The following is a 22,618-nucleotide window of genomic DNA, read 5'->3' on the forward strand; positions in this document are numbered from 1 at the left end:
GATTTAAAAAGATGAATATGAAAAAGTTATTTAGTAATAAATTTATATTATTGGCTCTTGTCGGGTTGCTGTCCACGGGTTGTAACGATATACTTGATCAAGATCCGGATAAAATAATAACTGATGAACAGGTGTTTGGCGATGAGATCATGATTAATTCTGTTCTAGCGAATTTTTATGGACGTATGCAGGAGAGCCAAAGCACTTCGAACCCAAACCAACGCGTTCATTGGGGACAAAACACGTCAAACGGCTATGGCTATACCATTTTAGATGAGGCTGGGAAATCAGACGGAGGTCCTGATAATATTAGAGATTATGCCGACGATTTATGGCGGATCTATGATTATACACTCATTCGAAATATCAATCAGTTTTTAGTGGGTCTGAGGAGTACAAATGCACTAAGTGCTGAGAAGAAACTAAGCTACGAAGCCGAAGCACGATTTTTAAGGGCTTGGACCTATTTTAATATGGCCCGAGGTCTAGGTGGTATGCCAATAGTGGGGGATGATGTATTTGAATACTCACCCGGGAAAGATATTACAGCTCTTCAATATGCCCGTTCTACAGAATCGGAGGTCTACACCTATATCATGAAAGAGATTGATGAAATCAATGAACATTTAGGTGATAGTCCGACGATAAATGCCGCTCGAATAAATAAGTGGGGGGCATTGATGCTCAAAGCTAGGGCAGCGGTATATGCTGGGTCATTGGCCAATTATAACAATAAAATGGCCAACCCTATTAAAACGACTGGTGGAGAAGTGGGTATACCGGCATCGGAAGCACAGAAATTTTATGAAGCAGCACTTGCCACAACCGAACAGGTAATCAATAGTGGTCAATACCAATTAAGTCTTAAAAAACCGGATGACTTAAGTCGTAATTTTTACGAAGCAATAAATATAAAGGAGAATAATGTTGAAGTGATCTGGGCAAGAGATTATAAGTACCCAGGACAAACTGTTGATTTTACCAAAAATAATATCCCAGCATCTCATGCTGAAGATATCGATCGTGCTTACGCAGGTCCGATTTTAAATTTAGTAGAAGACTTTGAATATATCAATGATAGAGATGGTGTTCTCAAGAATAAGGATAATCAAGGTAATTATATCTTCTATGATACTCCATTGGCTATTTTTCAAGGTAAGGATCCAAGATTGGAGGGATCTATTATTTTACCAGGCTCACTATTTAAAGGTGAGGTGGTGACACTACAAGCAGGGCAAAAGATCTTACAGGGTGGAGCTTATGTTACTAAAATTGGGCAGCCAGGTACAAGTGATGGAAATGGTCTAATTACGTCAACTAATGGTCCGATCACCTCAAATCTGCAGTATGTGAATAAATCTGGTTTTTTCTTTCGGAAATTTTTAGATGAAACTCCGGGTGCTTCAACTAGAGGAAGAAATAGTGAGATGTGGTTCCCTCGGTTTAGATTTGCTGAGGCTGTATTGATTGCGAGCGAGGCTGCATTCGAATTGGGTAATCAAGGTAAAGCAATAGGTTATCTGAATCAGGTCAGGTCTAGGGCGGGCTTAAACGCTCTGACGAACATGTCTCTAAATGATCTGGTGCAAGAAAGAAGAGTGGAATTTGCATTTGAAGATCATCGTTACTGGGATCTGAAGAGATGGCGATTGGCTGATAAAATATGGAATGGTTCGACACAGAATCCGGATGCCATACAGTATGCATTATTTCCTTATAAAGTGGTAGCACCAGGCAATCCGAATCATGGGAAATGGGTTTTTGATAAACAACCGTTTTCTAATTCACCTAATCCTCGGTTTTTTCAAATGAAGAATTATTACAATTTTATCCATCAAGATTGGATAAATAATAATCCGAAAATTGTTAGAAATCCTTATCAATAACTTAAAATCAAAAGATATGAAAAATATATTGATTATGATGACTGTACTATCGCTACTCTTTATAGCTTGTGGTAAAGATAACTACGATGAACCTACGTCTACAATAAGTGGTACGGTTAGCTATAAAGGAAAGCCTATTGGTGTCAGAGGAACTGGAGAAGTAGTAAAATTACAACTTTATCAGGAAGGCTTTCAACTGAAGGCACCTGTGCAGGTGTATGTGGGCCAGGATGGTAGTTTTAAGGTTAAGATTTTTGATGGTAAATATAAACTGATCGGTACAAATAATAATGGTCCATGGTTAAACAACACCGATACCGTACAATTTGAATTGAAGGGAAATATCGAAGTAAATTATGAAGTTATCCCGTATTACACCATTGAAAATGCAAAAATATCACTAGGTAGTGATAAAAAACTATCTAGTAGCTTTACGATAAATAAAGTTTTTGATAATGCAACGGTCGATTATTATATGCTGCTTGTCAGTAGAACTGCTTTTGTGGATGATGGAACAAATATTTTCAGAAAAGATTATAAAGATGGTGCAACCTCGGTTAGCTTATCTGAGGATCTTAGTCAGTTAAAGGAATTGAGTGGGGATGGACCTCTTTTTGCAAGAATTGGCGTACGCGCAAATGCTGGTGACCAAGCTGTTTATTCTGAAGTCATAAAAATTAAGTAAGACCATTTGCCGATGATTTTGTAGCGTAGAAACCTAAGAGTCACGCTCTTTTCATGAGGGTAATGAAATCAAGCATAAATAAAGGGCTTGTACAGTTGTATGTATATACGCCCATTGAAAAGCCATGTCAAGCGATGTGGCTTTTCTATTTAAAACTAGTGCTTACTATGGTCTAATATCTTATTTATTTGAGAAATATTTCATTTTTAGAACTAATCAATCATTTTAACTTATCAAGTAAATATTTTCTATATAAATAGGGCTGGAAATATTTAAATGTTGATCTGTTGTGGCTATATGGCAACAATATTGTTTGTTTATATAACACTCTTTTAGATAATAGTTGTGACCGTAAATAACAGTTTTAAGGTCGATTATTTCAAACGATTGGAGAGGAATCGCGAGTCCCTGTCCCACAGCTTTGATAGCGGCTTCTTTTTGGGTCCAATAATCATAAAATGCCTTCTTTTGATTAAATGTGCAATTTGCTATGCGTTTCCATTCCAGCTCTGTCATTTGATTTCGAAAGTCTGATAGTGTGACATTAGCCATCTTTTCAAGATCTATACCCATTTCGAATTGTTTGGAGACGGCCATAATCACAAAATCACCGGCGTGTGAAATATTAAAAAAGACGTCGTTATGGGTATACGGTTTACCAAAATTATTTACTTTTAAAGTTTTTAACTCGGAGATTTCTCCTTTGAAAACAAAATGAACAATCAAGGCAATTCCCAATAAACAGCTCAGTTGGTCGTGCCAATTACGATACTGTAAAATCCTTGATTGTTCATTTAAAGGCAACTTTTTTAAATAACTTTCAAAGTGTTCAAAAGTTATTTCTCCGGAAATGTTTGTAAAGTGTATCGTGGTATCCCTCATTTTATATAGTTGCGGTATAGTTATCAGCTAGCCTTATTCGCTATATTAAATTCCAATTTCCCAAGGTGTGTGCCATAGTTTGATTTCGCTTATCTGTAAAATGGGTGTGATATCGGTATATTGAATAGCATCATGTGTTAACATTTCTTGCGCAGGTAAAAAATTATTGTAAAAATCAGCTGTATTCTTAAAATATAAGGCACCAGTTACTTGAGTAATCCGATGATTTTCATCTGTCATACAATCGATGGTGATACCTTTTAACACATCTGAAAAAACGGATTTTGACAGCGGAACATGCTTATTGAGGTAGTAGTCCATATCAAACCAGCTCTCCATTTTTACGGGGTAGGAAATCGTTATTTTAATCATCAGCTTAAGGTTTTTCACACTCAATTATGCTTGACAATTCGGTGTTTGTCAGGATTAAACGATTGTATCGCAATCCTGCGCGTTCCACTAAGTTTTTAAATTCACTAACGGTGCGTTCCTTTCCTTTGGTCATGGCAAAAATATTGATATCTAATAATTTTCCAGCATGAGGGGAGTTGATTTCATCGGGTAATACCGATTCTATAATGAGCAATTTGCTGCCGCTTTTCATCGATTTAAAGCATGTATCAAATATTTGAAGTACCTGTTCGTCGTTCCAATCGTGTAAAACCCACTTTGTCATGTACAGATCAGCATCTTTTGGCAAGCTTTCGAAAAAACTACCCCCAGCAACGGAGCATCTATTTTTTAAATTCTCGGGTATATTTAATTTGGTTTGTTCGATAATATATGGTTCATCAAATACAATACCTTCGCTATTTGGGCTGGCTCGTAAAACACCAAACATCAAGGCACCATTACCTCCTCCGATGTCGACGAGGGTTTTATAAGGAGAAAAGTCATAATGTTCAGTAATACCTTCAATTACCGCTCCGGAAACTCCTGCCATAGCTTTGGTTAAGTTTTCTGCAGCTTCAGGGTGGGTTTTGTAGTAGTCCCAGACTGGCATGCCGTGAAACTTGATCAAATGGAACATTGCCTGTAGATATACCGTAGGCAAGATTTCCAAAAGCGGGGAAGTGCTCACCTAGATTAGCCAATGCCCAAGGTTTTACTGAACCTGCTGTATCGGTTAGTAACGCATTTCCCAAGGCATTGATTTGAAATTTTCCATCGACTGTTTCTTCAAAAATACCTACGCTAGTTACTGCTCTAAGTAATCGATATAGCGAAGGGGCATGGGTATCGGAAATTTTTGAAAGCTCATCAATCGTTTTAGGACCATGTGCTAAGAAATCAGCGATGTTTAATTGTGCTAATGCATGTATGCTACAGGCAATCCAGTAACCGCTAATCAGCTCATACATTTTAAAGGTTGCTTCAGGTTGAATAATTGGTTTGGTCATATTATTGATTAATATAAAGTTAATTTAATTGTTAATTAATATAGTGGTTTTGAGATAAATATAATACAATATAGGATTTATTTTGTATTATTGAATATATTATTTGTATTGATGATAATTTCATATTAATCTAATAACAACCTAAATTATGATAGAACATTCAAGCATATCCCCAACTGTACTTGGCTTATTGGAAAAAGTGGTTTTAAAAAAAGGCTCAAAAACGGCTTTAATTTTTAAGGATCAAAAAATGTCTTATGAGCAGTTGCATTTAAAATCAAATCAATTGGCCCAATTTCTATTGGAGATTAAAGTGGGGAGCCAAGGAGCTGTAGCTTTTTGTCTTCATCAGTCCATCGAAAGGGTGATTGGTATGATAGGAATTTGGAAGTCTGGAAATGCATATGTCTCACTGGACCCTTTGTATCCTGACGAGCGATTGCAATTGATGGCAGAAGATGCGGGAGTGGAAATCCTGATTACTACTGGGGCATTAGTTGATAAATGTGCTTTTTTTAAGGGCAGGATAATCATTATTGATGATGAGAAAACGGAGAAGGCTATTCAAAATCGACCTGGAGATCATATTGTATTTTCAAACATAAATCAATTGGCGTACTTAGCCTATACTTCAGGTAGTACTGGAATTCCCAAAGCAGTGATGGCAGAGCATCGCGGATTAGGAAATTTTGTAAACAATTTTAACCAACATTTGAATGCGAATGAGAACGACTCTGTACTTCAGATTTCTGGATCCAATTTTGACGGTATAGGATTGGATCTTTGGGCTCCATTGTGTAATGGTCTAACCATATATCTCTATCCGGATAATAGGATTATTGGTGAACCTTTACTCGATTTTATCGTTCAAAATCAAATTACGATATTGCCATATCTGCCCGTTTCCATTTTAGCAACCCTTCCTATGGGCAAGCAAATTGGAAAATTGAAAAAAGTTTTCACTGGCGGAGAGGCGCCTACTGATCAGGTGATTAGTTATTGGAAGAACCAAGTAAATCTATTTAATATGTACGGACCTACAGAAACAACTGTCGTCACCTGTATGTTTAAGTGCTCAGATACACATCCAATAACTACTATAGGTAAACCCTTTGACCAAGTATCTTTTTATGTGCTGGATGAGCAGCTGAATGAAGTATCAGTTGGAGAACAGGGGCAGCTGCATATAGGTGATGTACAAGTTTCTAAGGGTTATCTCAATCAACCAAAACTTACCGAAGAACGATTTATTAGGATTACGTTGTCTAATGGAGAAACAAAACGAGTGTATAAGACAGGCGATATTGTTACGCAATTGGCCGATGGAAACTATGTCTTTATCGGACGTGCCGACCTTCAAGTCAAAATAAGAGGATTTCGCGTAGAACTTTCTGAAGTTGAAGAGTTGCTCCGTAAATCTGGACAGGTAGTTAATTGTGCTATTATTGTAAAGGGGGAAGAGGATAAAAGTATGTGCTGTCTTTATACGACTACAGGAGTAGTAAACTCAGAGACACTTCGAAATTATCTTATTGAAAAAGTGCCGGCATATATGATTCCTTCTACTTTTATTCATCTTGAAGAATTTCCGCTGACTTCCAACGGTAAAATCGATCGGAATTTCTTGTTAAAACTTGATGTTAATGAAAATCACGAGCTTCGAACTTCTTATGTGGAACCTCAATCGGATTTGCAACAGCAGTTGGCAGATTTATGGTCCTCCAAGTTAGGGATGATAACTATCGGTATTGATGATAATTTTTTTCACTTCGGGGGCAATTCAATTCTTTCGTATAAGCTTATTTTTGCGATGAGAAATCAATTGCATATTGACACTCAAATAGCCGATCTCTTTTTATACCCTACGATACGGGAATTTGCGAACTACATTGAGGAAAAAGAATGGACTGAAACACTTCATACCAACATTGGTTTAGCACCAGACGGACCAATACCTCTTTCTGCTCAGCAGCGAAGTTTATGGTTTTTAGATCGATTGACAGGAAGTCTTCCTTACCATATCGGAGTTCAATATAACATAAAGGATGATGTAGATTCTAATATTTTGGAAAAAGCTATTCAATGTGTGGTACAACGGCATCGTATTTTGAGAACGGTAATCCATGAAGAGCGTGAAGTTCCATATCAAACGGTACTTGAAGCTGACTATTGGCAAATGAAACATGTTTCTTCTTCTTTTGATATTGTAGAGGCACTGGAAATGCCATTTGATCTAAAGTGCGACTTTATGTTGCGGGCGTTCCTCATGACAAATGCAGGAAAAGGGCAACACTTGTATGTTGTGGCGCATCATATTGCTGTTGATGGCTGGTCTCTGTCCATTTTGGTGGAAGAAATTAATCGTGAATACCAACTATTGCTCACAAAGAATTTAGTTAGTACTACTGATAAGTCGCTCGTGCAATATCGAGATTATGCCTTTTGGCAGCATCACAAAGAAGAGTTTGAAGTTGATAAAAGGGGAATGGATTTTTGGAAACAATACCTTGAGGAAATCCCCATCCTGCAGTTGCCATATGATTATAGTCGGTCTCAGCAGCCACAAATATCAGGGAAACAACATCGTTTTGTCATTACCGACACATTGCGGACAGACCTGGAGCAATTGTCCATAAAAGAACATAGCACTCTTTATATGACACTATTATCTGCATTTGGTCTGTTGTTGCAGTATCATACTGGACAAGATGATATTTGTATAGGAACTCCGGTTGCAAATCGAACTTATGCTGCTATTGAAAAAACCATAGGATATTTTGTCAATATGTTACCGATACGTCTTCGAATAAACGGGAATCCCGATTATGCAACCTACTTACGTGACATTCGACACATGCTTCCTTTGGTGTATTCGTATCAAGATGTTCCCTTAGAAGCTATTGTCCAACATGTTGTTCAAGACCGGATGAACGGCTACAATCCGTTGTTTCAGACCGTCTTTATTTTGCAAGAAGAACCTGATAAGAAAATAGAATCTCATGATGTGGTAGACAATAAACCCCAATGGATGTTTAATGGAAAATCCAAATTTGATTTGCAATTCGAAATCATTCCTAATGGAAATTCTTTAGATGTTGTGATCGAATATGCCGATAATTTATTTAGCGAAGAAACGATAGCCGATTTTGCGCGGGACTACGAAAGTATATTGCGTGCAATTGTCAAAAAGCCAAAAGATAAGATTGGGGATATCGTTATAAGGGAAGTTCCTTTACAACTTTCAAAACCTGTAACACCAAAGAAAACCCTAGTAGGGCTATTTGAAGAACAAGTACATGCCTTACCCGATAAAATTGCTTTGGCGTTGTCTGGTGAGCACCTCAGTTATAAAGAATTAGATGATAAATCTAGTGTAGTAGCTGATTATTTGATGTCGATAGGGATTAAAAAAGGGATGTTTGTCGCTTGTTTACTCGATCAATCCATCGAAAGGGTGATTGTTTTGTTGGGAATTATAAAAGCAGGAGCTGCCTATGTTCCTTTAGATATAAATTATCCAGAAGCACGTATTCATGCTATCTTAAAAGACACGCTTCCTCCATGTATTATCAGCTCAGAGGTATATACAGAACTCGCCAGTCGAACCGGCACTTCGGTCTTATACATCGAACACCTCTTATCGAACAAAGAGGTATTACCGTTGCTCAATAGCTATGTAAACACCCACACACCTTTGGATTTAGTTTATGTTATTCATACATCAGGTACTACAGGTGCTCCTAAAGGGGTTTTGATAAAACACGAATCGATAAGTAATTTTGTGATGGAATACGGAGATTTTATCGGTATAGAAAGTAGAGATCGCACGCTACAATTTTCTCCATATAACTTTGATGGATCTGTTATGGATCTGTGGATTCCCTTAACAAAGGGGGCAACTTTACACTTGTATCCAAACAATAAAATATTAGGAGAAGCGCTCAGTGATTTTTTGCGTTTACACAGTATAAGTATTTTACCCTTTATTTCCCCATCTGTTTTATCAACATTGCCGCAAAATACAGACTATTCAGCTGTCCGGGTTATTGCAACTGGTGCAGAAAGCTGCCCTCCTTCTGTGCGGAATTTCTGGGAGAATAGAGTGAAGTTCATCAATGCTTTTGGGCCTACAGAAGCAACCGTTGCGGTGAATAAATTTGTTTTTCAATCGGGATATGCCATCAATACTTTGGGGAAATCCTCGGACAATAATAGTTGGTATGTATTGGATAAATACATGCGTTTATGTCCTAAAGGTGTGGTAGGTGAATTGTATCTATCGGGAATCCAACTGGCTCAAGGTTATTTAAATCAACCGGAATTGACCGCAGAAAAATTTGTTTTAAATCCTTTTGTTGCCATACCCAAAGATCAACAAAACCACCACAAACGGATGTATAAAACAGGAGATCAGGCTCGTGTTTCTCGTGCTGGATTAATGGAATATATGGGACGAGTAGATCATCAGGTTAAAATTAGAGGATACCGCGTTGAACTCGCCGAAATTGAAAATGCTTTGATGGAAGTGGATGGGGTTGAAAATGCGGTAGTACAAGTGCTCTATTCTGGAGATGACTCTTTGATGTCTATTCGGGCGTTTATTTGTGGTACGGCAAATAGAAAAGATATACAACGGGAATTGATTGTGAAATTACCGGCATATATGATTCCTTCTGAAATCATTACGATAGCATATATTCCAGTTAATGCTAACGGAAAAATAGATAAAAAGGTATTGGCAACATGGGCTGAAGAAAGTTTTGAGATCGATCAGGCATCGGAAGTCCCAGCTACAGCTGAAGAAGCCGTTTTACAACAAATCTTTAAAGACGTCTTACAGCGTGCAAATGTCGGTTTAGAAGATGACTTTTTTTGTATAGGAGGGCATTCGTTATTGTTGGTGAAATTGTACAGCCGTATTTTGGAAGAGTATCCGGGGAAAATCTCTTTGAGCGAATTGTATGTTCACAATTCTGTTCGTAAGTTAGCCGAATTAATGGCAACTAGGGGAGATGCCTATGAAGGGCATTATCGTTTAGGAACGGACCCGTTAAGTGAGGAGATAAAGCGCGATGCAGAAAGAGAAATTCTAGGACTAGAAAGTCTTAATGATTTAAAAGAACAAGGGGACTTTGTAAACCCAAATAATATTTTGTTAACTGGAGCAACAGGGTTTGTCGGAACGCACTTATTGCTGGAGTTTTTAGAAGAATCAACAGCCGATGTGCATGTATTAGTTCGCTCTCGCAATAGATTGCATGCCGAAGAACGGTTGTATTCGGCTTTAGAAGAGCAACTTCTCAACCTTTCTACAGATCAAAAAAAACGTGTAAAAATATGGTGTGGCGATCTCTCACAGCCGCTATTGGGATTGTCTGAACCGGACTATGAATATTTGGCGAAAACTATTGATGTAATCTATCATGCTGGAAGTGCGGTGAATTTTATTCAACCGTATTCCTATATGAAAGCCGCCAACGTGGATGGATTGTTGGTGTTGATTAAATTGGCTACCTATAAAAAGCTAAAGCAAATTTCGTTGTTATCAACTGTTGGGGTTTACAGTTGGGAACATTATTTTACCAAACCCGAGTTGATGAGGGAATTAGACAGCATAGACTCGGCGTTTAAATATCTTAGTAAAGATATGGGATACATCCAGAGTAAATGGGTGATGGAAAAAATTGCCGCACAAGCTATTTCTAAAGGTGTTCCCATAATTGTATTTCGATTGGGATATGTTTTTAGCCATGGAAATTCAGGTGCAACTGCTAAATACCAATGGTGGGGATTGTTGGTTAAAACGTGCATGGAACTCAAAAAATATCCAATGTTACAGGGGCAGAAAGAAGAATTTGTAACTGTAGACTTTATAGCAAAATCGGTAGCGCATATTTCAAAAAATAGCGAAGCTATAGGTAAGATTTTTCATTTGAGCCCTAAACCTGAAGACAATATTACGGTCATTGATTTTTTCGAAATCCTTCAAAATGAATTGGGACTGGAATTGGAAGCAGTTCCCTATAAAGAATGGGTTGCTTTGTGGGAATCGGATGAAAATAGTCCGCTTTATCCGTTGTTGAGTTTATTTGCATTTAAGGTTCACGACGATAAATCTATTATTGAAATTCACCAAAATACACCGAATTTTGATATCGCCAATACTTTGGAATTTCTTACAGATAGCAACATCCAAACTACTAAAGTTGACAAGGAGATGTTAGCACAATACTGCAAGTATCTCGGAGTTTCTAGAGGCGGGTATGGTTTTGTCTAATTCGCAAGAAGGGAAGTAATGCCGTAAGATGATTATTCATTTTATTTGAAATGGGTCGCTTCCACAGCAATGGAGGCGGCCTTTTTTATTTAGGATGGAAGTTAATAAGAACATCAATATCTCAGATCATTTGTAGTGGCTTTTGTCAGAAGTGGAATATCCTGATGGATGAAGAAGTTGTTACAAATGAAGTGATGCTGCTATTCAATTGGATTATGTCACTAAATCTAACCCCGATTGCTAATTTCCTTAAATAGCGATTCTACATCTTTTTTGTGGCATAATGACGTTCCATAGTTCATAGTTGCTGCCGTACCACAGGCAACACTAAATTCAAGTGATGTTTTAAGATTATTTCCTTTTGACAATGCGTAAACCATTCCGGCTAACATACTGTCTCCTGCGCCAACGGTACTTTTCACTAATACAGCAGGAGGTTTAACGGTGAAAGACTGGTTTTTAGTTACCAATAATGCACCTTGTGCGCCAAGCGAGACCAGTATAATTTCGCAGTTTCCTAATGCGATAATTCTCTTAGCAGCCGGCTCAGCATCCGAGGCTACCAGTGATTTTCTTCCCGATAGGTAGGCTAGTTCAGCAAGGTTTGGCTTTAGCATAAATACTTCGTTTGCCATGACATTTTTTAAGGCAGGTCCAGATGTGTCGACAACAAATTTTGCTTTTTTTATTTTAGATATTTCTGCCAATTGTTCTAAAATTTTAATGGGGATGCCGGGTGGCAGGCTTCCACTTGCAATAATAAAATCAATATCATTTATATTTTTTATTGCCTCGAGGCAGGCATTACATTCCTTTTCCGACAACTTATTGGCAGGCATGACGAAACGGAACTGTTTCCTTGTAGATTTATCCTGTACCACAAAGTTTTCCCTTGTTTCGTGTTGTACTTTTACAATGATTGATGGAACGTTTTCTTTTTCAAGTAATTCATTGAAAAGGGTTCCGTTATAGCCACCTGAAGGGAAAACTGCAATTGCTTCTGTTCCCAATTTTTTCAGAACTCTTGCAATATTGATACCACCGCCACCTGGCTCCAGTTTCGGAGTACTGCATTTTAGTTTCTTTTCAGGTTCCAATGCACTGATCATTGTACTTTTATCAACGGAAGGACTGAATGTAATGGTAATTATTTTGGACATTGTTTTTTCTCTAGAGGTGGAAGCGAATAGATTTTCCGCCCAATTTTTTTATTTACCATCGGATTGTTCTTTATTATTCGGGCTATCCAAAAAGTGTAATTTGTAGCAATTGATACAGATTACTATGCTATTGAAATTGTCTTGTCTAGGTAAACATCTTGTATAGCGCTGAGGAGTTCAACACCTTCGTTGAACGGACGCTGAAAAGCTTTTCTTCCCAATATTAATCCTGTCCCTCCGGCTCGTTTGTTTATTATTGCTGTTCTAATTGATTCTGTAAGGTCACTTGCTCCTTTTGATTCTCCTCCGGAATTAATAAGGCCGATTCGACCCATAAAACAATTAGCGACCTGATAACGGCAAAGGTCAATTGGATGCATGGAAGAGAGCTCAGAATACATTTTAGGATCGCTCTTGGCGAAATTAATCGCTGTAAAGCCCCCATTGTTTTCAGGTAGTTTTTGTTTAATTATATCGGCCTGTATGGTAACACCTAAATAGTTGGCTTGGCCTGTAATGTCAGCAGCAACTTCATAATTAACATTATCCTTTTTAAAGCTATTGTTGCGGGTATAGCACCATAAAACACAGGGCATTCCTAACTCATGTGCTCTTTCAAAGGCTTCGGCTACTTCGACAATTTGTCTATTTGAATTTTCTGAGCCAAAGTAAATGGTAGCACCTACAGCAGTGGCTCCTAAATTCCAAGCATCTTTTATACTCCCAAACATTATTTGGTCGTACTTTGTGGGGTAAGTAAGTAGTTCGTTATGGTTTATTTTTACTAAGAATGGAATTTTATGCGCATATTTTCGAGACATTATTGCTAGGTTCCCAAAAGTTGTAGCAACTGCGTTACATCCCCCTTCAATGGCAAGCTTTATGATATTTTCGGGATCAAAATACAAAGGGTTTGGAGCGAATGATGCTCCTGCAGTATGTTCTATTCCTTGGTCTATTGGTAATATTGATAAATAGCCAGTGTTTGCTAGATGTCCGTGATTATAGAGTGCTGCAAGGTTTTTAAGCACCTGAGGGTTGCGGTTGCTTTGCAGAAAGATTTGATCGATAAATTCTGGGGAGGGAAGATGGAGATGCTCCTTTACAATTTTGGGAGTGCTAAAATTTAGAAGATTTTCTGCTTCAGCACCTAAATCTGATAAAATATCTTTATAGTTCATAATCGCGTTGTTTTTGCATCCACTATCCATATCGTGAATAATGGATGAATTGAATCTTAACCTGCTCTTTAACTTATTTAAAGTTAACAAATTAATGCAATAATCTCTAATATTATATTGTATGCCAGCGCTAGAAAAGCAATCACCTAATTTCGGCATTAATTGGCCAAAGCCTGCTATAAAATTTATGGAAGAGGAAAATGGATATGATTTCTGGCTTATAATAATCAGCGGCTATTTAAAGATCATCTTGAGCATTAGTATTATATGCGTCCATCTTTATAAAGCATGGTTATAATGCGGGTAATTTAAATAGCTGTTATTTACGCTTTAATCTTGATTCTTCTAAATCAAGTGTATATTCTAGTTCTTTAATAATACTGCTATCATAATGCTTTTCTTCTCGTATTTTGTACAATCCATTTCTTCTAATGCCAACTATTTCCAACATTATTTTATTATAAAGACTTCTTACGGCAGTCAATTGGGCACGGTTATCTGCTAATTTAGCATTTTCAGATAAAGTTATACTTCTTAACAATTGCTCTTTAATTCTTGCAATTGTTTCGTACTCTTGCATTTCTTTGCTGTAATTATTATCTAGGTAGGCAATAGATTCTTTAGCCAACTGAACTCGAATTTCATCAATCTGATTTTCTACAGGTTCCTCAACATCTATTTCATCTATCTTTATTATTCTTATAAGAATAGGAAGTGTCAATCCTTGAATAACTAACGTAATTAAAATAACGACAAAGGTGATAAAGAGAATTAAATTACGGTGAGGAAACGGTTCTCCATTATTTAAAGTCAATGGGATCGCCAATGCAGAGGCCAATGAAACTACTCCTCTCATACCTGCCCAACCAACGATCAATGGTAATTTCCAACCGGGACTCTTTTCTCTTGTTCTGATTTTTTTTGAGATAAAGCGAGGTAGATATTCTGAAAGGTAAACTAATAAAATTCTTAATACGATTACAATGCCACTAATAATTAAAGCATAGTTAATTGCCTGGCCCTGCGAATACTGTCCCAATCCTGCTACAATTACTGGTAATTCTAACCCAATCAAAATAAACACGAATCCATTTAATAAGAATCCTAAAGTAGCCCATACCTCTTTTGTCTGAATCCGTGTATGATAATTCAAATAGTCACCAGAACGGAATGATAAAAATAATCCGCCACTAACCACCGCGAGTACACCCGACCAATGAAAATGCTCTGCAACGAGATACATGATATAGGGAGCTATCAATGTGATAGGAGTCGAAATGCTTGATGATTTTGCAATATAGCGTAAAAATAAATATAATATATGTGCTATGGCTAACCCCACAACAACGCCCATGATTGATAATACTAAAAATTCTGAAGCTGCTTCTTGAAATACAAATTGACCAGTCAGGATGACTGCAACTGCAAACCTGAAAACTGTCAATGATGCAGCGTCGTTGACTAAACTTTCTCCTTCCAATAGTGTTATCCCTCGTTTGGGAATCTTCACACCTTTCAACACCGATGTAGCAGCTACAGCATCTGGCGGAGAAATAATACCGCCTAATAAAAATCCCAATGCCAATGTGAATCCAGGAATGATGTTTACAGAGAAATAAGCGATAGCAATAGAAGTAAAAAATACTAATCCAAAGCCCAAACTCATAATTGATCGGCGCCATTTTTTCAAACTATCCCAATTGGTATACCAAGCCGCCTCAAAAAGTAGAGGTGGTAAAAACACTAAAAACACCAAATCAGGATTGATACTAATTACTGGCATACCTGGAATTAGGGAAATTGCTAAGCCGCCAATTACCAGTAAAATAGGATAAGAAATTTTGATTCTTTGACTTACCACAAATAACATTGCCATTACAAAAAACAACGATAAAACTAATAAGAGATTCTCCTCTACCATAAGTTTATTTTGATTATTGATATATCCTTAAATTCAAGAAGTAAAGGTAAAACATTTCATTTTATTGCACGCTTATGTTAACAGAAAAATATCCTGTCAGTTCATCAAGTGGATTGAAGTTGATAATTTAGTCATTATATAAAGCTAATATTCTAAAATATTTTCATTTTTGAGTTATTGATAAAAGTCCGTATGGAGTAAGGCTGTATTTTTAACGTGCAGTGCAATTCAGTAGAGCCAGGAAATATATTCAGAATTTGAGCGTGATCTGGGTATGTCTGCTGCGTAATTGAATCAAGACATAAAGAACAGAGGGGTTTGGTGCAAATAGTTTTTCCTGGTAAAGGAAACATGCACCTAAACAGAATGTATAAACGTTTAGGTGAAAAGCTCCAAGCTTCAGATTTTGAGATATTAAGCTATCTCAAAATCTTTTGAATTTGCAATATTTCTTTCCGAATTTAGCTTGGGTCAGGTCTGGAAATCTATGCAGAACTGATTATCATGATTTCTTGTACGATCTGAATCTTAAAGGAACAGGCTAGTGCAGGTTTTAATTTTTAGACCTTTTTAACAAGAAGAGAATTATAGTTTTACAATTCCTTTTTCAATCATTTCCAGCATTACCGGAGAAGCATTTTTAAATGTAGGTACTTGTTGGGTAAGGCTTCCTGCATTTTTTTTATTGACTTTAAAAGTTAAATCCATTTCAGTCGTGAACAGCAAAGCGGTTGTGAAAGGATTTTTAATGTATGAACTTAAAACCGTGAAAGCTTCATCAACGCTATGGAAACTCTCAATCTCTTCTGTTTTGTATCGTAAAGTTAAAGCAAAGTTATATCCTCCGGTTTCTAAAATATGAAGTCGGACATAAATATTTTTAAGCTCAGTATCGCCCATTGTTTTGGCTAAGGTAAGTTTTGCAAAAGTTCCTTGATTGATACTTGATTTTATTTGTTCGTAAAATTCAACAAAAACAGTCTGATATGGCATTTTTAATATAGTTTGAATTGCAAAATTACACTAAGAAGTTGATAAGTAGCTTCTTTTTACAAAAAATAAAGAGTAAATTTATAAGTAGCTTCTTATAAGCAGCTTTCCGATTGTAACAAAGTAATAATAATGATTTAGTTTTTGATATAGAATCAAGCGAATTTCATAATTTTTGCGGTATTTATAGTTGCAATATTCATTTTAGCTTTGGGCTTAGATATAGATTCATAATATCCAAAGGGCTGAAAAGAGCTCGTTAACATGAAAAAATATTGGAAAGTCAAACTTAACATTGTATTAATCCATTTCGTGTTTTTGTGGTAAGAAATGCCATCATGAAGTGTTATTGGGCAAAGGAGAGTAATTAAACAAGGCCACCTCGCGAGATGTGACTTTCGATCATCATCAATTTAGCTAGTAGTCGTGTAAGCCAATCATACAAGCTTTGAAGGAACTTCATAAAATGGGGAACTTCTCAGATTATCTAATAGATGATCTGAGAACTTTCTTTAATACTATTCATAACAAAAATACTTTTTGTCTGTCCAATCCCCTCTATTTCTGAAAGCTGGTTGACGAAAAATTCATGAAATTCATCCATATTAGGAGCCAATATTTTTAGCATAAAATCAAAGTCACCGCTGATATTATAAAACTCGACCACTTCTTTCAATTTAATTACCTCTTCTATAAATTTCGATGCTGTTTTTTTATTGTGCGCATTTAGAGCGATCATACATATGACCATCATACCTTTATTCACTTTCTTACGATCTAAAACAGCTATGTATTCTTTTATAATTCCCAATTTCTCCATACGTTTAATTCGCTCATGTGTTGGAGTGGAACTTAGATTAATTTGGGCTGAAAGATCGCGAACACTAAGCTTAGCATCCTTTTGCAATAAACGCAGAATAGCAAGGTCCTTTTCATCTAGGGTGTAGTTTTCCGGTGGCATTTGTTCTTTTATTTAGTGTTAAAACACGTTTTAAAGTGTGTTTGTTCTTTATTTTTTATTAAAAACAATTTATTGTTCCAAATTTAATGAATAGTTTCCTTATCTGTTCCAATAAAATTACTTTTGCAGGAAATTTGAAAGGTATGGGAACAAGAAGAAATATAATATTAATACTGGCATCGATAGGAACTTTTGTTGAAGCTTTGGATATTGCCATCATTAACTTAACCATTCCCTCGATTCAAGCGCAGTTTGATATTGGAGCGGATAAAGTACAGTGGTTACAGACATTATATGTTTTGTTTTTTGGAGGTTTTTTGATTATCGGTGGAAAACTTTCAGACTCGTTGGGGCGTAAAAAAATGTTTCTTTTAGGAGGGGTAATTTTTATGTTAGCATCTTTAGGGGCAGGGCTTGCAGCGAGCTTCGATGCATTGGCATCGTTCCGTGCGCTACAAGGATTTGGTGCAGCCTTAATTATGCCAGCATCCTTGTCAATCGTGACGAATACGTTTACTGAAAATCAAGAAAGGAGTCGTGCATTGGGCGTGTTTAGTTCCTTTGCGGCCATAGGGTCTGGTAGTGGTTTATCGATAGGAGGGATTATCAGCACTTATCTTAGCTGGCACTGGGTTTTTCTAATCAATGTACCGATTCTTTTGATTACGTTAATCCTATCTTATTATTATTTGCCAGCAGATGAGAAAGTGGAACAGGTACAGAAGACAGATAGTGTTTCTGCTTTAATGCTTGTTTTAGGTTTATTAAGTTTAACCTATGGGACCCATGAACTCATCAATATCCATGAAACTCCGCTTTTGATCGTAGGCTCACTAGTTTTGGCAATCCTCTTGTTAAGTGTCGTTATCTATCGTTTGAAAACCGTATCTCAGCCACTAATTGACCTTGAGCTATTCAAGTATAGGTCATTGAAGGCATCCAATCTTGGATTCTTTACCTTAGGTGCGTTTTTTATAGGCTTCTTATTTTTGATTTCATTGATGCTTCAGAAAGATATGTCTCATACTGCCGCTTCGGCAGGCTTAATGTTGGTACCTTTTAGTATCTTGTCGGCTCTTGTGGCGAAGTTTGCCATACCAACTATCTGTAAAAGGTTTGAACCGGCACAGATGGGTATCCTAGGTTGGTCCTTTATGCTAGTCGGAGCCCTTTCTTTATTATTATCTATTTACTTGGGACATCCGTTGCAAGTTGTCTTATTGGGAGCTGCATGTATCTCTGGGATTGGGATGACGATTTGTTTTACTAGTTTATCAATCTTGGGCGTTCGAGATGTAGATCCTATACATTATGGTGTAGCTTCTAGTTTAACCAGTACCAGTTACTTTTTGGGGGCAGGGATCGGACTGTCATTTATGACTTTTATGAGTCATCTTTTCCCATCAAATTTGGCCGTTAATCAGCCTAGCTTGCTTATCTTGGCGAGTTACGCAGTCATAGCTATGGGGATATTGAGACATTTGATGGTCAAAGAGTTTAAACCAGATACAACACAAGTTGCTGTATCTTAATTCAAAATAATTCATTTTTTTTATAGATTAATAATCATTTTACTGCATCCGCTTAAATCGATGAAAAATATATTACACTAAGTTGGAGAATGATGAAGAAGCTATGAAAACAAATTACTGGAGTTTTATAGCGTATTGTTAGATTTTTTTATGCAAGGTTTAATACCTGTCGATCTATTGAGCATTGGTTATTTTGGATTAATAATGACAATCAAATGTCTACTTCATTTGTTTTCGTCAAGAAGGAGCAAAGCGGATGTTAGAATCCGTATCTCAGCTAGCCGTTTGCAATATGCAAACGGCTATTTTATACTTTCAATGAAACTTGCTTCTTAAATTCAAATTCGTCATCAAATGCGCAATATATGGCTCCTGATTTCTAAATTTATAATCACACCATCTTTTAACCAAACTGATTTGTACAGAGATATATGAGATTGTGTTATTATCTTTGTTTATTTAATCAACTATATGGGAATATCATCCAGTGAATTCCCATCCAACTTATAATTTAACAAAATCCTTATTATCAAAATACGTATTTCCCTTTATATGTGGATTATAATGAATTCTTATATTTACAATTAATTATTTTAAATAACTTTTTTCTCCATTAGTTCATTCTTCTTATTTACGTGAAGAAGAATGTCTTTCAATCTCTTCTTTTTCACTAATTTAGTTGCATTAAAAAAATTTTAAAAGGACTTTACTAATAAAGAAAATGAAAAAAACTATATCTATCCTATTTACCCTTCTATTTTCAATATATTCCTTTGCACAAAAAACAGAAATTATTGTTCTTGGCAATATTCACCAACCAGTTCCTAATTACAACTCAGATACAATAGTTACAATTCTTGATAAGATTAAACCAGATTTTTTATTACAAGAAATTGATAGTTCATTTTTTAATGTTGATTTTACATTTAAAACTCCTCCAAAAGAAAATGAAGGATTAGCCTCTGTTAAGTACATTGACAAAAACAACAAAGCTCAAATGAGACCATTTGATTTTGAAGGAAGGAATGAATACAGAAAAATAAATGGATTTAATCCGACCGAAGGACTTGCTCTTAAATTGGTCGATAGTTTGTATAATGAAAACAGATTAACAAAGAAACAGGCCAAAGTTTATAAAAAATACATCGATTTATTGGAGCCTTTAAAAATTGCTGCTTCAAAAGACCCTAGAAGTTTTAATAATTCAATAAACGACAAGATTTGCAAAGAAAGACAATACTATCAATATCACAAATTATTGTCCGTTATGAAAGAAAGATCTGAATTGTCAAACACTTATTATACACAAGCAAATGCTCAAAAAATATCTTATTTAAAAGGATTTCAATTAGCTTCTGAATTTTGGGATCTAAGAAATAAAACAATGGCAAAAAACATTTTAAAAATTGCAGAAGAGAATCCTGGAAAAAAAATAATTGTATTGACAGGCTTTATGCATAGATATTATATCATAAGTGAACTTAAGAAATTGACTAAAAAAGATAGAAATATTATAATGAAGGAATTTTACGATTAACAAAAAAGCAAGATATAAATATAGTTATCTCATTTTATATGCTTTAGTGAAGGCCATGTCGCGAGATATGGCTTTTTCGATGGAGAGAACTTTCTCACATACTTAAATGTTAAATTTCGTTTTTCTTCTAATCTTGATAGCCGATTATCATAGAACTTGATTTTAAAATCATCTATCTGATATTCAGATGCTAAACATAAGTCGACTCTTTTGGCATTTCAATAATGATAATCAAAAGCAGTAAACAAAATCGGTTTAAATTTTGTTCTTATATTAAAATATAGGCGCCGAAATGGATAGTATGAGATATCTTTCTTAAAGCGCTTGAAATGGTTCTATATAGCCACTATTAATGTAGTGATATTGTATTGAAAATGTAAAGAAATTAAAAACATTAAAATTTACCATTATGAAAAAATTAATATTACAAATTTGCACAATAGTGCTTATTTTTTCCAGCTGTGCAACGAACAGTATGATTACTGGATCTTGGCGTGATCAATCTATCGATCTGAAGCAGTACAATAGGATATTTGTAGCTGTTATGACGGATAATGTACCTGCACGCCAAAAGGTGGAAGATGAAATTGCGTCATCCCTCAAAGCACTAGGGTTAACTACCATAAAAAGTATAGATGTCTTTCCTCCCAATCTTGTTAATATGGGACCCAAACGGTCTGATTTAGCTATGCAAAAAGTCGCTGCCACAAATAGCGATGCCATATTAACTATAGCTTTGATTGATTCTAAGTCAGAATCTAGGTATGTTCCGAATGTTTCTGTTTACCCTGTGAACTCTTTTGGATATTATAGAACATTTGGAGGTTATTATGATTTTTGGTACGGTAATCATCTCTATAATAATGGTTATTATACGACAGAGAATACTTACTACATCGAGACAAATCTGTATGATGTGAACTCAGGAAAACTCGTTTGGTCGACCCAGTCCGAAAGTTACAATCCAGGCTCTTTGGATAGTTTTTTAACAGGCTATAAAAAAGCGATGACCAAGCAGTTAGAGAAAGATAATTTAATAAAAAAATAATGCATAATCAATAATATTGGGGGTGATTAAAGGTTGATTACTTCCAATATTAATACCAATTTTAGCAATAAATTTCTCTCCATAGAATATATGCCTAAGCATAGATTTATCATTGGGTGGAATTATTGAGTTATAGATCTTATATGGTTTGACCGAAGAACTTTACTTTATATCGATACTAATATTATTGATTGCGCTTTATTATGACCGGCTATTGGGATATTACAGGTCATTATAAATCATCAGGGTAAACATGAATAAATATTTGAATAAGATCTAAATAATTTTTCTCCAAAAGTTAAGTAATCCACTACAGGCAGTTTTATCCAGATCAAAACTAGTAGGAATTTCTTCCCATCCACTCCAATAAGAGACAATCCGAGTTCCAACTGGCATTTGCTTAAGTTGTTTCCTAAGATATTCGGTATATGAATAATAGAGTTCTTGATCTGGTAAGATAGAATGGTCTATTGGAGAAGATGTATCCATATTTTCATAGAAAGAGTTATAAAAATAAAATGAATCATAATCCGAAAAAGAGATTTGATCAATATTGGCATGAATAAATTCTACATTATCTATTTGATGCTTTTGAGCTATCTCATTGGAAATCTCAACGAGCGATTCCCGTTGTTCAACCCCATAGAAACATGCCTTCTGTACAAGCTGCTCCCACAAGGCAAAACTTACCTGCACCGGCACCAATATCTAGAACCTTATCATTTGGATGTTGAACCAAATAATTGGCTGCCATCTTTGCTACATCGACTGGAGTCCAGTGACGTTGTGCCAATTCTTTTATGTCAGGGGGGTATAAATCGTTAAATGTACTATCATCAACATTTGCATCTGATCTTAATGCTTTAAAAATCATTTGTTTTTTGTGCTTACGGTTAAAAGGAATGTGTTATAAACAGATTAACCCTATTTATTTAATTTGTGTATATTAAAGTTCTCTAAGAAAATAGATTTTTCCGGATTCAGGATTTATCTCTACAAGTACCTTTCGGTGATTTTCATATTCATAAATGTACCAATTAGGATGCTCTGGGTCTTTTGCTGAATATGATTTTAAAATGTCGTCGATTTCTTTTGATGTTTCCAAAGATTTGTTCTCCATGGTGGATAATTATTTTTACTAAGTTACAATAATCTATT

18 protein-coding genes are annotated in these 22,618 nt (G+C 35.8%); 6 read left to right on the forward strand and 12 right to left on the reverse strand.

The annotated features are described in order from the left end of the window. Positions 1-17 precede the first annotated feature (17 nt). A complete protein-coding gene (locus tag ACFX5U_RS07850) occupies positions 18-1,886 on the forward strand; it encodes a RagB/SusD family nutrient uptake outer membrane protein (protein ID WP_400262977.1) in 1,869 nt (622 codons plus the stop codon). A gap of 16 nt (positions 1,887-1,902) precedes the next feature. Beyond that, positions 1,903-2,571 carry a DUF3823 domain-containing protein gene (locus tag ACFX5U_RS07855; RefSeq protein WP_400262978.1) on the forward strand — a complete coding sequence of 223 codons (669 nt, stop codon included), beginning with the start codon at positions 1,903-1,905 and terminating at the stop codon, positions 2,569-2,571. Positions 2,572-2,796: 225 nt separating this feature from the next. On the opposite strand, the gene ACFX5U_RS07860 is transcribed toward ACFX5U_RS07855, so the two are convergent. From ACFX5U_RS07860 to ACFX5U_RS07875, 4 genes are read right to left on the reverse strand one after another with little or no spacing between them, the layout of a single operon-like run. After that, positions 2,797-3,453 (reverse strand): 4'-phosphopantetheinyl transferase family protein, encoded by a 657-nt coding sequence (locus ACFX5U_RS07860; RefSeq protein ID WP_400262979.1) that lies wholly within the window; start codon positions 3,451-3,453, stop codon positions 2,797-2,799. Between the two features lie 45 nt (positions 3,454-3,498). Beyond that, positions 3,499-3,825: an EthD family reductase gene (locus ACFX5U_RS07865; protein WP_400262980.1), complete on the reverse strand. Its 327-nt coding sequence runs from the start codon at positions 3,823-3,825 to the stop codon at positions 3,499-3,501. A 4-nt stretch (positions 3,826-3,829) separates the two neighbouring features. Next, entirely contained in the window at positions 3,830-4,456 is a 627-nt protein-coding gene (locus ACFX5U_RS07870) for a methyltransferase (protein ID WP_400262981.1), read from the reverse strand. Further along, the gene (locus ACFX5U_RS07875; protein WP_400262982.1) at positions 4,422-4,853 is read right to left on the reverse strand and encodes a hypothetical protein; all 432 of its coding nucleotides are present in this window, start codon (positions 4,851-4,853) and stop codon (positions 4,422-4,424) included. Before ACFX5U_RS07875 ends, ACFX5U_RS07870 begins: the two co-directional genes overlap by 35 nt. Positions 4,854-5,001: 148 nt before the next feature. On the opposite strand from ACFX5U_RS07875, the gene ACFX5U_RS07880 reads away from it, so the two are divergent. Next, on the forward strand, positions 5,002-11,130 hold the full coding sequence (locus ACFX5U_RS07880) for an amino acid adenylation domain-containing protein (protein WP_400262983.1): 6,129 nt from the start codon (positions 5,002-5,004) through the stop codon (positions 11,128-11,130). A 227-nt stretch (positions 11,131-11,357) separates the two neighbouring features. Here ACFX5U_RS07880 and ACFX5U_RS07885 read toward each other — a convergent pair whose 3' ends face one another. The 5 genes from ACFX5U_RS07885 to ACFX5U_RS07905 form a co-directional block, all read right to left on the reverse strand. Beyond that, on the reverse strand, positions 11,358-12,290 hold the full coding sequence (locus tag ACFX5U_RS07885; RefSeq protein ID WP_400262984.1) for a 1-phosphofructokinase family hexose kinase: 933 nt from the start codon (positions 12,288-12,290) through the stop codon (positions 11,358-11,360). Positions 12,291-12,412: 122 nt separating this feature from the next. Beyond that, on the reverse strand, positions 12,413-13,471 hold the full coding sequence (locus tag ACFX5U_RS07890; protein ID WP_400262985.1) for a class I fructose-bisphosphate aldolase: 1,059 nt from the start codon (positions 13,469-13,471) through the stop codon (positions 12,413-12,415). Positions 13,472-13,790: 319 nt separating this feature from the next. After that, positions 13,791-15,392: a Na+/H+ antiporter gene (locus ACFX5U_RS07895; protein WP_038697651.1), complete on the reverse strand. Its 1,602-nt coding sequence runs from the start codon at positions 15,390-15,392 to the stop codon at positions 13,791-13,793. Between the two features lie 585 nt (positions 15,393-15,977). After that, positions 15,978-16,385, reverse strand: a complete 408-nt coding sequence (locus ACFX5U_RS07900) for a hypothetical protein (RefSeq protein ID WP_280568655.1) — start codon at positions 16,383-16,385, stop codon at positions 15,978-15,980. A gap of 484 nt (positions 16,386-16,869) precedes the next feature. Next, a complete protein-coding gene (locus tag ACFX5U_RS07905) occupies positions 16,870-17,343 on the reverse strand; it encodes an Lrp/AsnC family transcriptional regulator (protein ID WP_280568643.1) in 474 nt (157 codons plus the stop codon). Between the two features lie 86 nt (positions 17,344-17,429). Here ACFX5U_RS07905 and ACFX5U_RS07910 point away from each other — a divergent pair, with 86 nt between their 5' ends. From ACFX5U_RS07910 to ACFX5U_RS07920, 3 genes are all read left to right on the forward strand, one after another. After that, positions 17,430-18,875, forward strand: a complete 1,446-nt coding sequence (locus ACFX5U_RS07910) for an MFS transporter (protein WP_235212371.1) — start codon at positions 17,430-17,432, stop codon at positions 18,873-18,875. Between the two features lie 721 nt (positions 18,876-19,596). After that, entirely contained in the window at positions 19,597-20,412 is an 816-nt protein-coding gene (locus ACFX5U_RS07915; protein WP_400262986.1) for a hypothetical protein, read from the forward strand. A gap of 409 nt (positions 20,413-20,821) precedes the next feature. Beyond that, a complete protein-coding gene (locus ACFX5U_RS07920; RefSeq protein ID WP_400262987.1) occupies positions 20,822-21,460 on the forward strand; it encodes a hypothetical protein in 639 nt (212 codons plus the stop codon). A gap of 276 nt (positions 21,461-21,736) precedes the next feature. Here ACFX5U_RS07920 and ACFX5U_RS07925 read toward each other — a convergent pair whose 3' ends face one another. From ACFX5U_RS07925 to ACFX5U_RS07935, 3 genes are all read right to left on the reverse strand, one after another. Next, a complete protein-coding gene (locus ACFX5U_RS07925; RefSeq protein WP_400262988.1) occupies positions 21,737-22,156 on the reverse strand; it encodes a methyltransferase domain-containing protein in 420 nt (139 codons plus the stop codon). Beyond that, positions 22,095-22,334 carry a hypothetical protein gene (locus ACFX5U_RS07930; RefSeq protein ID WP_400262989.1) on the reverse strand — a complete coding sequence of 80 codons (240 nt, stop codon included), beginning with the start codon at positions 22,332-22,334 and terminating at the stop codon, positions 22,095-22,097. The genes ACFX5U_RS07925 and ACFX5U_RS07930 overlap by 62 nt, the downstream gene beginning before the upstream one ends. A 72-nt stretch (positions 22,335-22,406) precedes the next feature. Beyond that, positions 22,407-22,580, reverse strand: coding sequence for a hypothetical protein (locus tag ACFX5U_RS07935; RefSeq protein ID WP_158500276.1), 174 nt, complete (start codon positions 22,578-22,580; stop codon positions 22,407-22,409). Between the last annotated feature and the right edge of the window lie 38 nt (positions 22,581-22,618).

Origin of the sequence: Sphingobacterium sp. SG20118 (assembly GCF_044740685.1) — a bacterium.
Lineage (GTDB): Bacteria > Bacteroidota > Bacteroidia > Sphingobacteriales > Sphingobacteriaceae > Sphingobacterium.

What these genes read in the sequence shown, in the direction of transcription:
- ACFX5U_RS07850 (WP_400262977.1), top strand. Translation starts at nt 18, where the DNA reads ATGAAAAAGTTATTTAGTAATAAATTTATATTATTGGCTCTTGTCGGG.
- ACFX5U_RS07855 (WP_400262978.1), top strand. Translation starts at nt 1,903, where the DNA reads ATGAAAAATATATTGATTATGATGACTGTACTATCGCTACTCTTTATA.
- ACFX5U_RS07860 (WP_400262979.1), bottom strand. Translation starts at nt 3,453, where the DNA reads ATGAGGGATACCACGATACACTTTACAAACATTTCCGGAGAAATAACT.
- ACFX5U_RS07865 (WP_400262980.1), bottom strand. Translation starts at nt 3,825, where the DNA reads ATGATTAAAATAACGATTTCCTACCCCGTAAAAATGGAGAGCTGGTTT.
- ACFX5U_RS07870 (WP_400262981.1), bottom strand. Translation starts at nt 4,456, where the DNA reads ATGCCAGTCTGGGACTACTACAAAACCCACCCTGAAGCTGCAGAAAAC.
- ACFX5U_RS07875 (WP_400262982.1), bottom strand. Translation starts at nt 4,853, where the DNA reads ATGACCAAACCAATTATTCAACCTGAAGCAACCTTTAAAATGTATGAG.
- ACFX5U_RS07880 (WP_400262983.1), top strand. Translation starts at nt 5,002, where the DNA reads ATGATAGAACATTCAAGCATATCCCCAACTGTACTTGGCTTATTGGAA.
- ACFX5U_RS07885 (WP_400262984.1), bottom strand. Translation starts at nt 12,290, where the DNA reads ATGTCCAAAATAATTACCATTACATTCAGTCCTTCCGTTGATAAAAGT.
- ACFX5U_RS07890 (WP_400262985.1), bottom strand. Translation starts at nt 13,471, where the DNA reads ATGAACTATAAAGATATTTTATCAGATTTAGGTGCTGAAGCAGAAAAT.
- ACFX5U_RS07895 (WP_038697651.1), bottom strand. Translation starts at nt 15,392, where the DNA reads ATGGTAGAGGAGAATCTCTTATTAGTTTTATCGTTGTTTTTTGTAATG.
- ACFX5U_RS07900 (WP_280568655.1), bottom strand. Translation starts at nt 16,385, where the DNA reads ATGCCATATCAGACTGTTTTTGTTGAATTTTACGAACAAATAAAATCA.
- ACFX5U_RS07905 (WP_280568643.1), bottom strand. Translation starts at nt 17,343, where the DNA reads ATGCCACCGGAAAACTACACCCTAGATGAAAAGGACCTTGCTATTCTG.
- ACFX5U_RS07910 (WP_235212371.1), top strand. Translation starts at nt 17,430, where the DNA reads ATGAATAGTTTCCTTATCTGTTCCAATAAAATTACTTTTGCAGGAAAT.
- ACFX5U_RS07915 (WP_400262986.1), top strand. Translation starts at nt 19,597, where the DNA reads ATGAAAAAAACTATATCTATCCTATTTACCCTTCTATTTTCAATATAT.
- ACFX5U_RS07920 (WP_400262987.1), top strand. Translation starts at nt 20,822, where the DNA reads ATGAAAAAATTAATATTACAAATTTGCACAATAGTGCTTATTTTTTCC.
- ACFX5U_RS07930 (WP_400262989.1), bottom strand. Translation starts at nt 22,334, where the DNA reads ATGATTTTTAAAGCATTAAGATCAGATGCAAATGTTGATGATAGTACA.
- ACFX5U_RS07935 (WP_158500276.1), bottom strand. Translation starts at nt 22,580, where the DNA reads ATGGAGAACAAATCTTTGGAAACATCAAAAGAAATCGACGACATTTTA.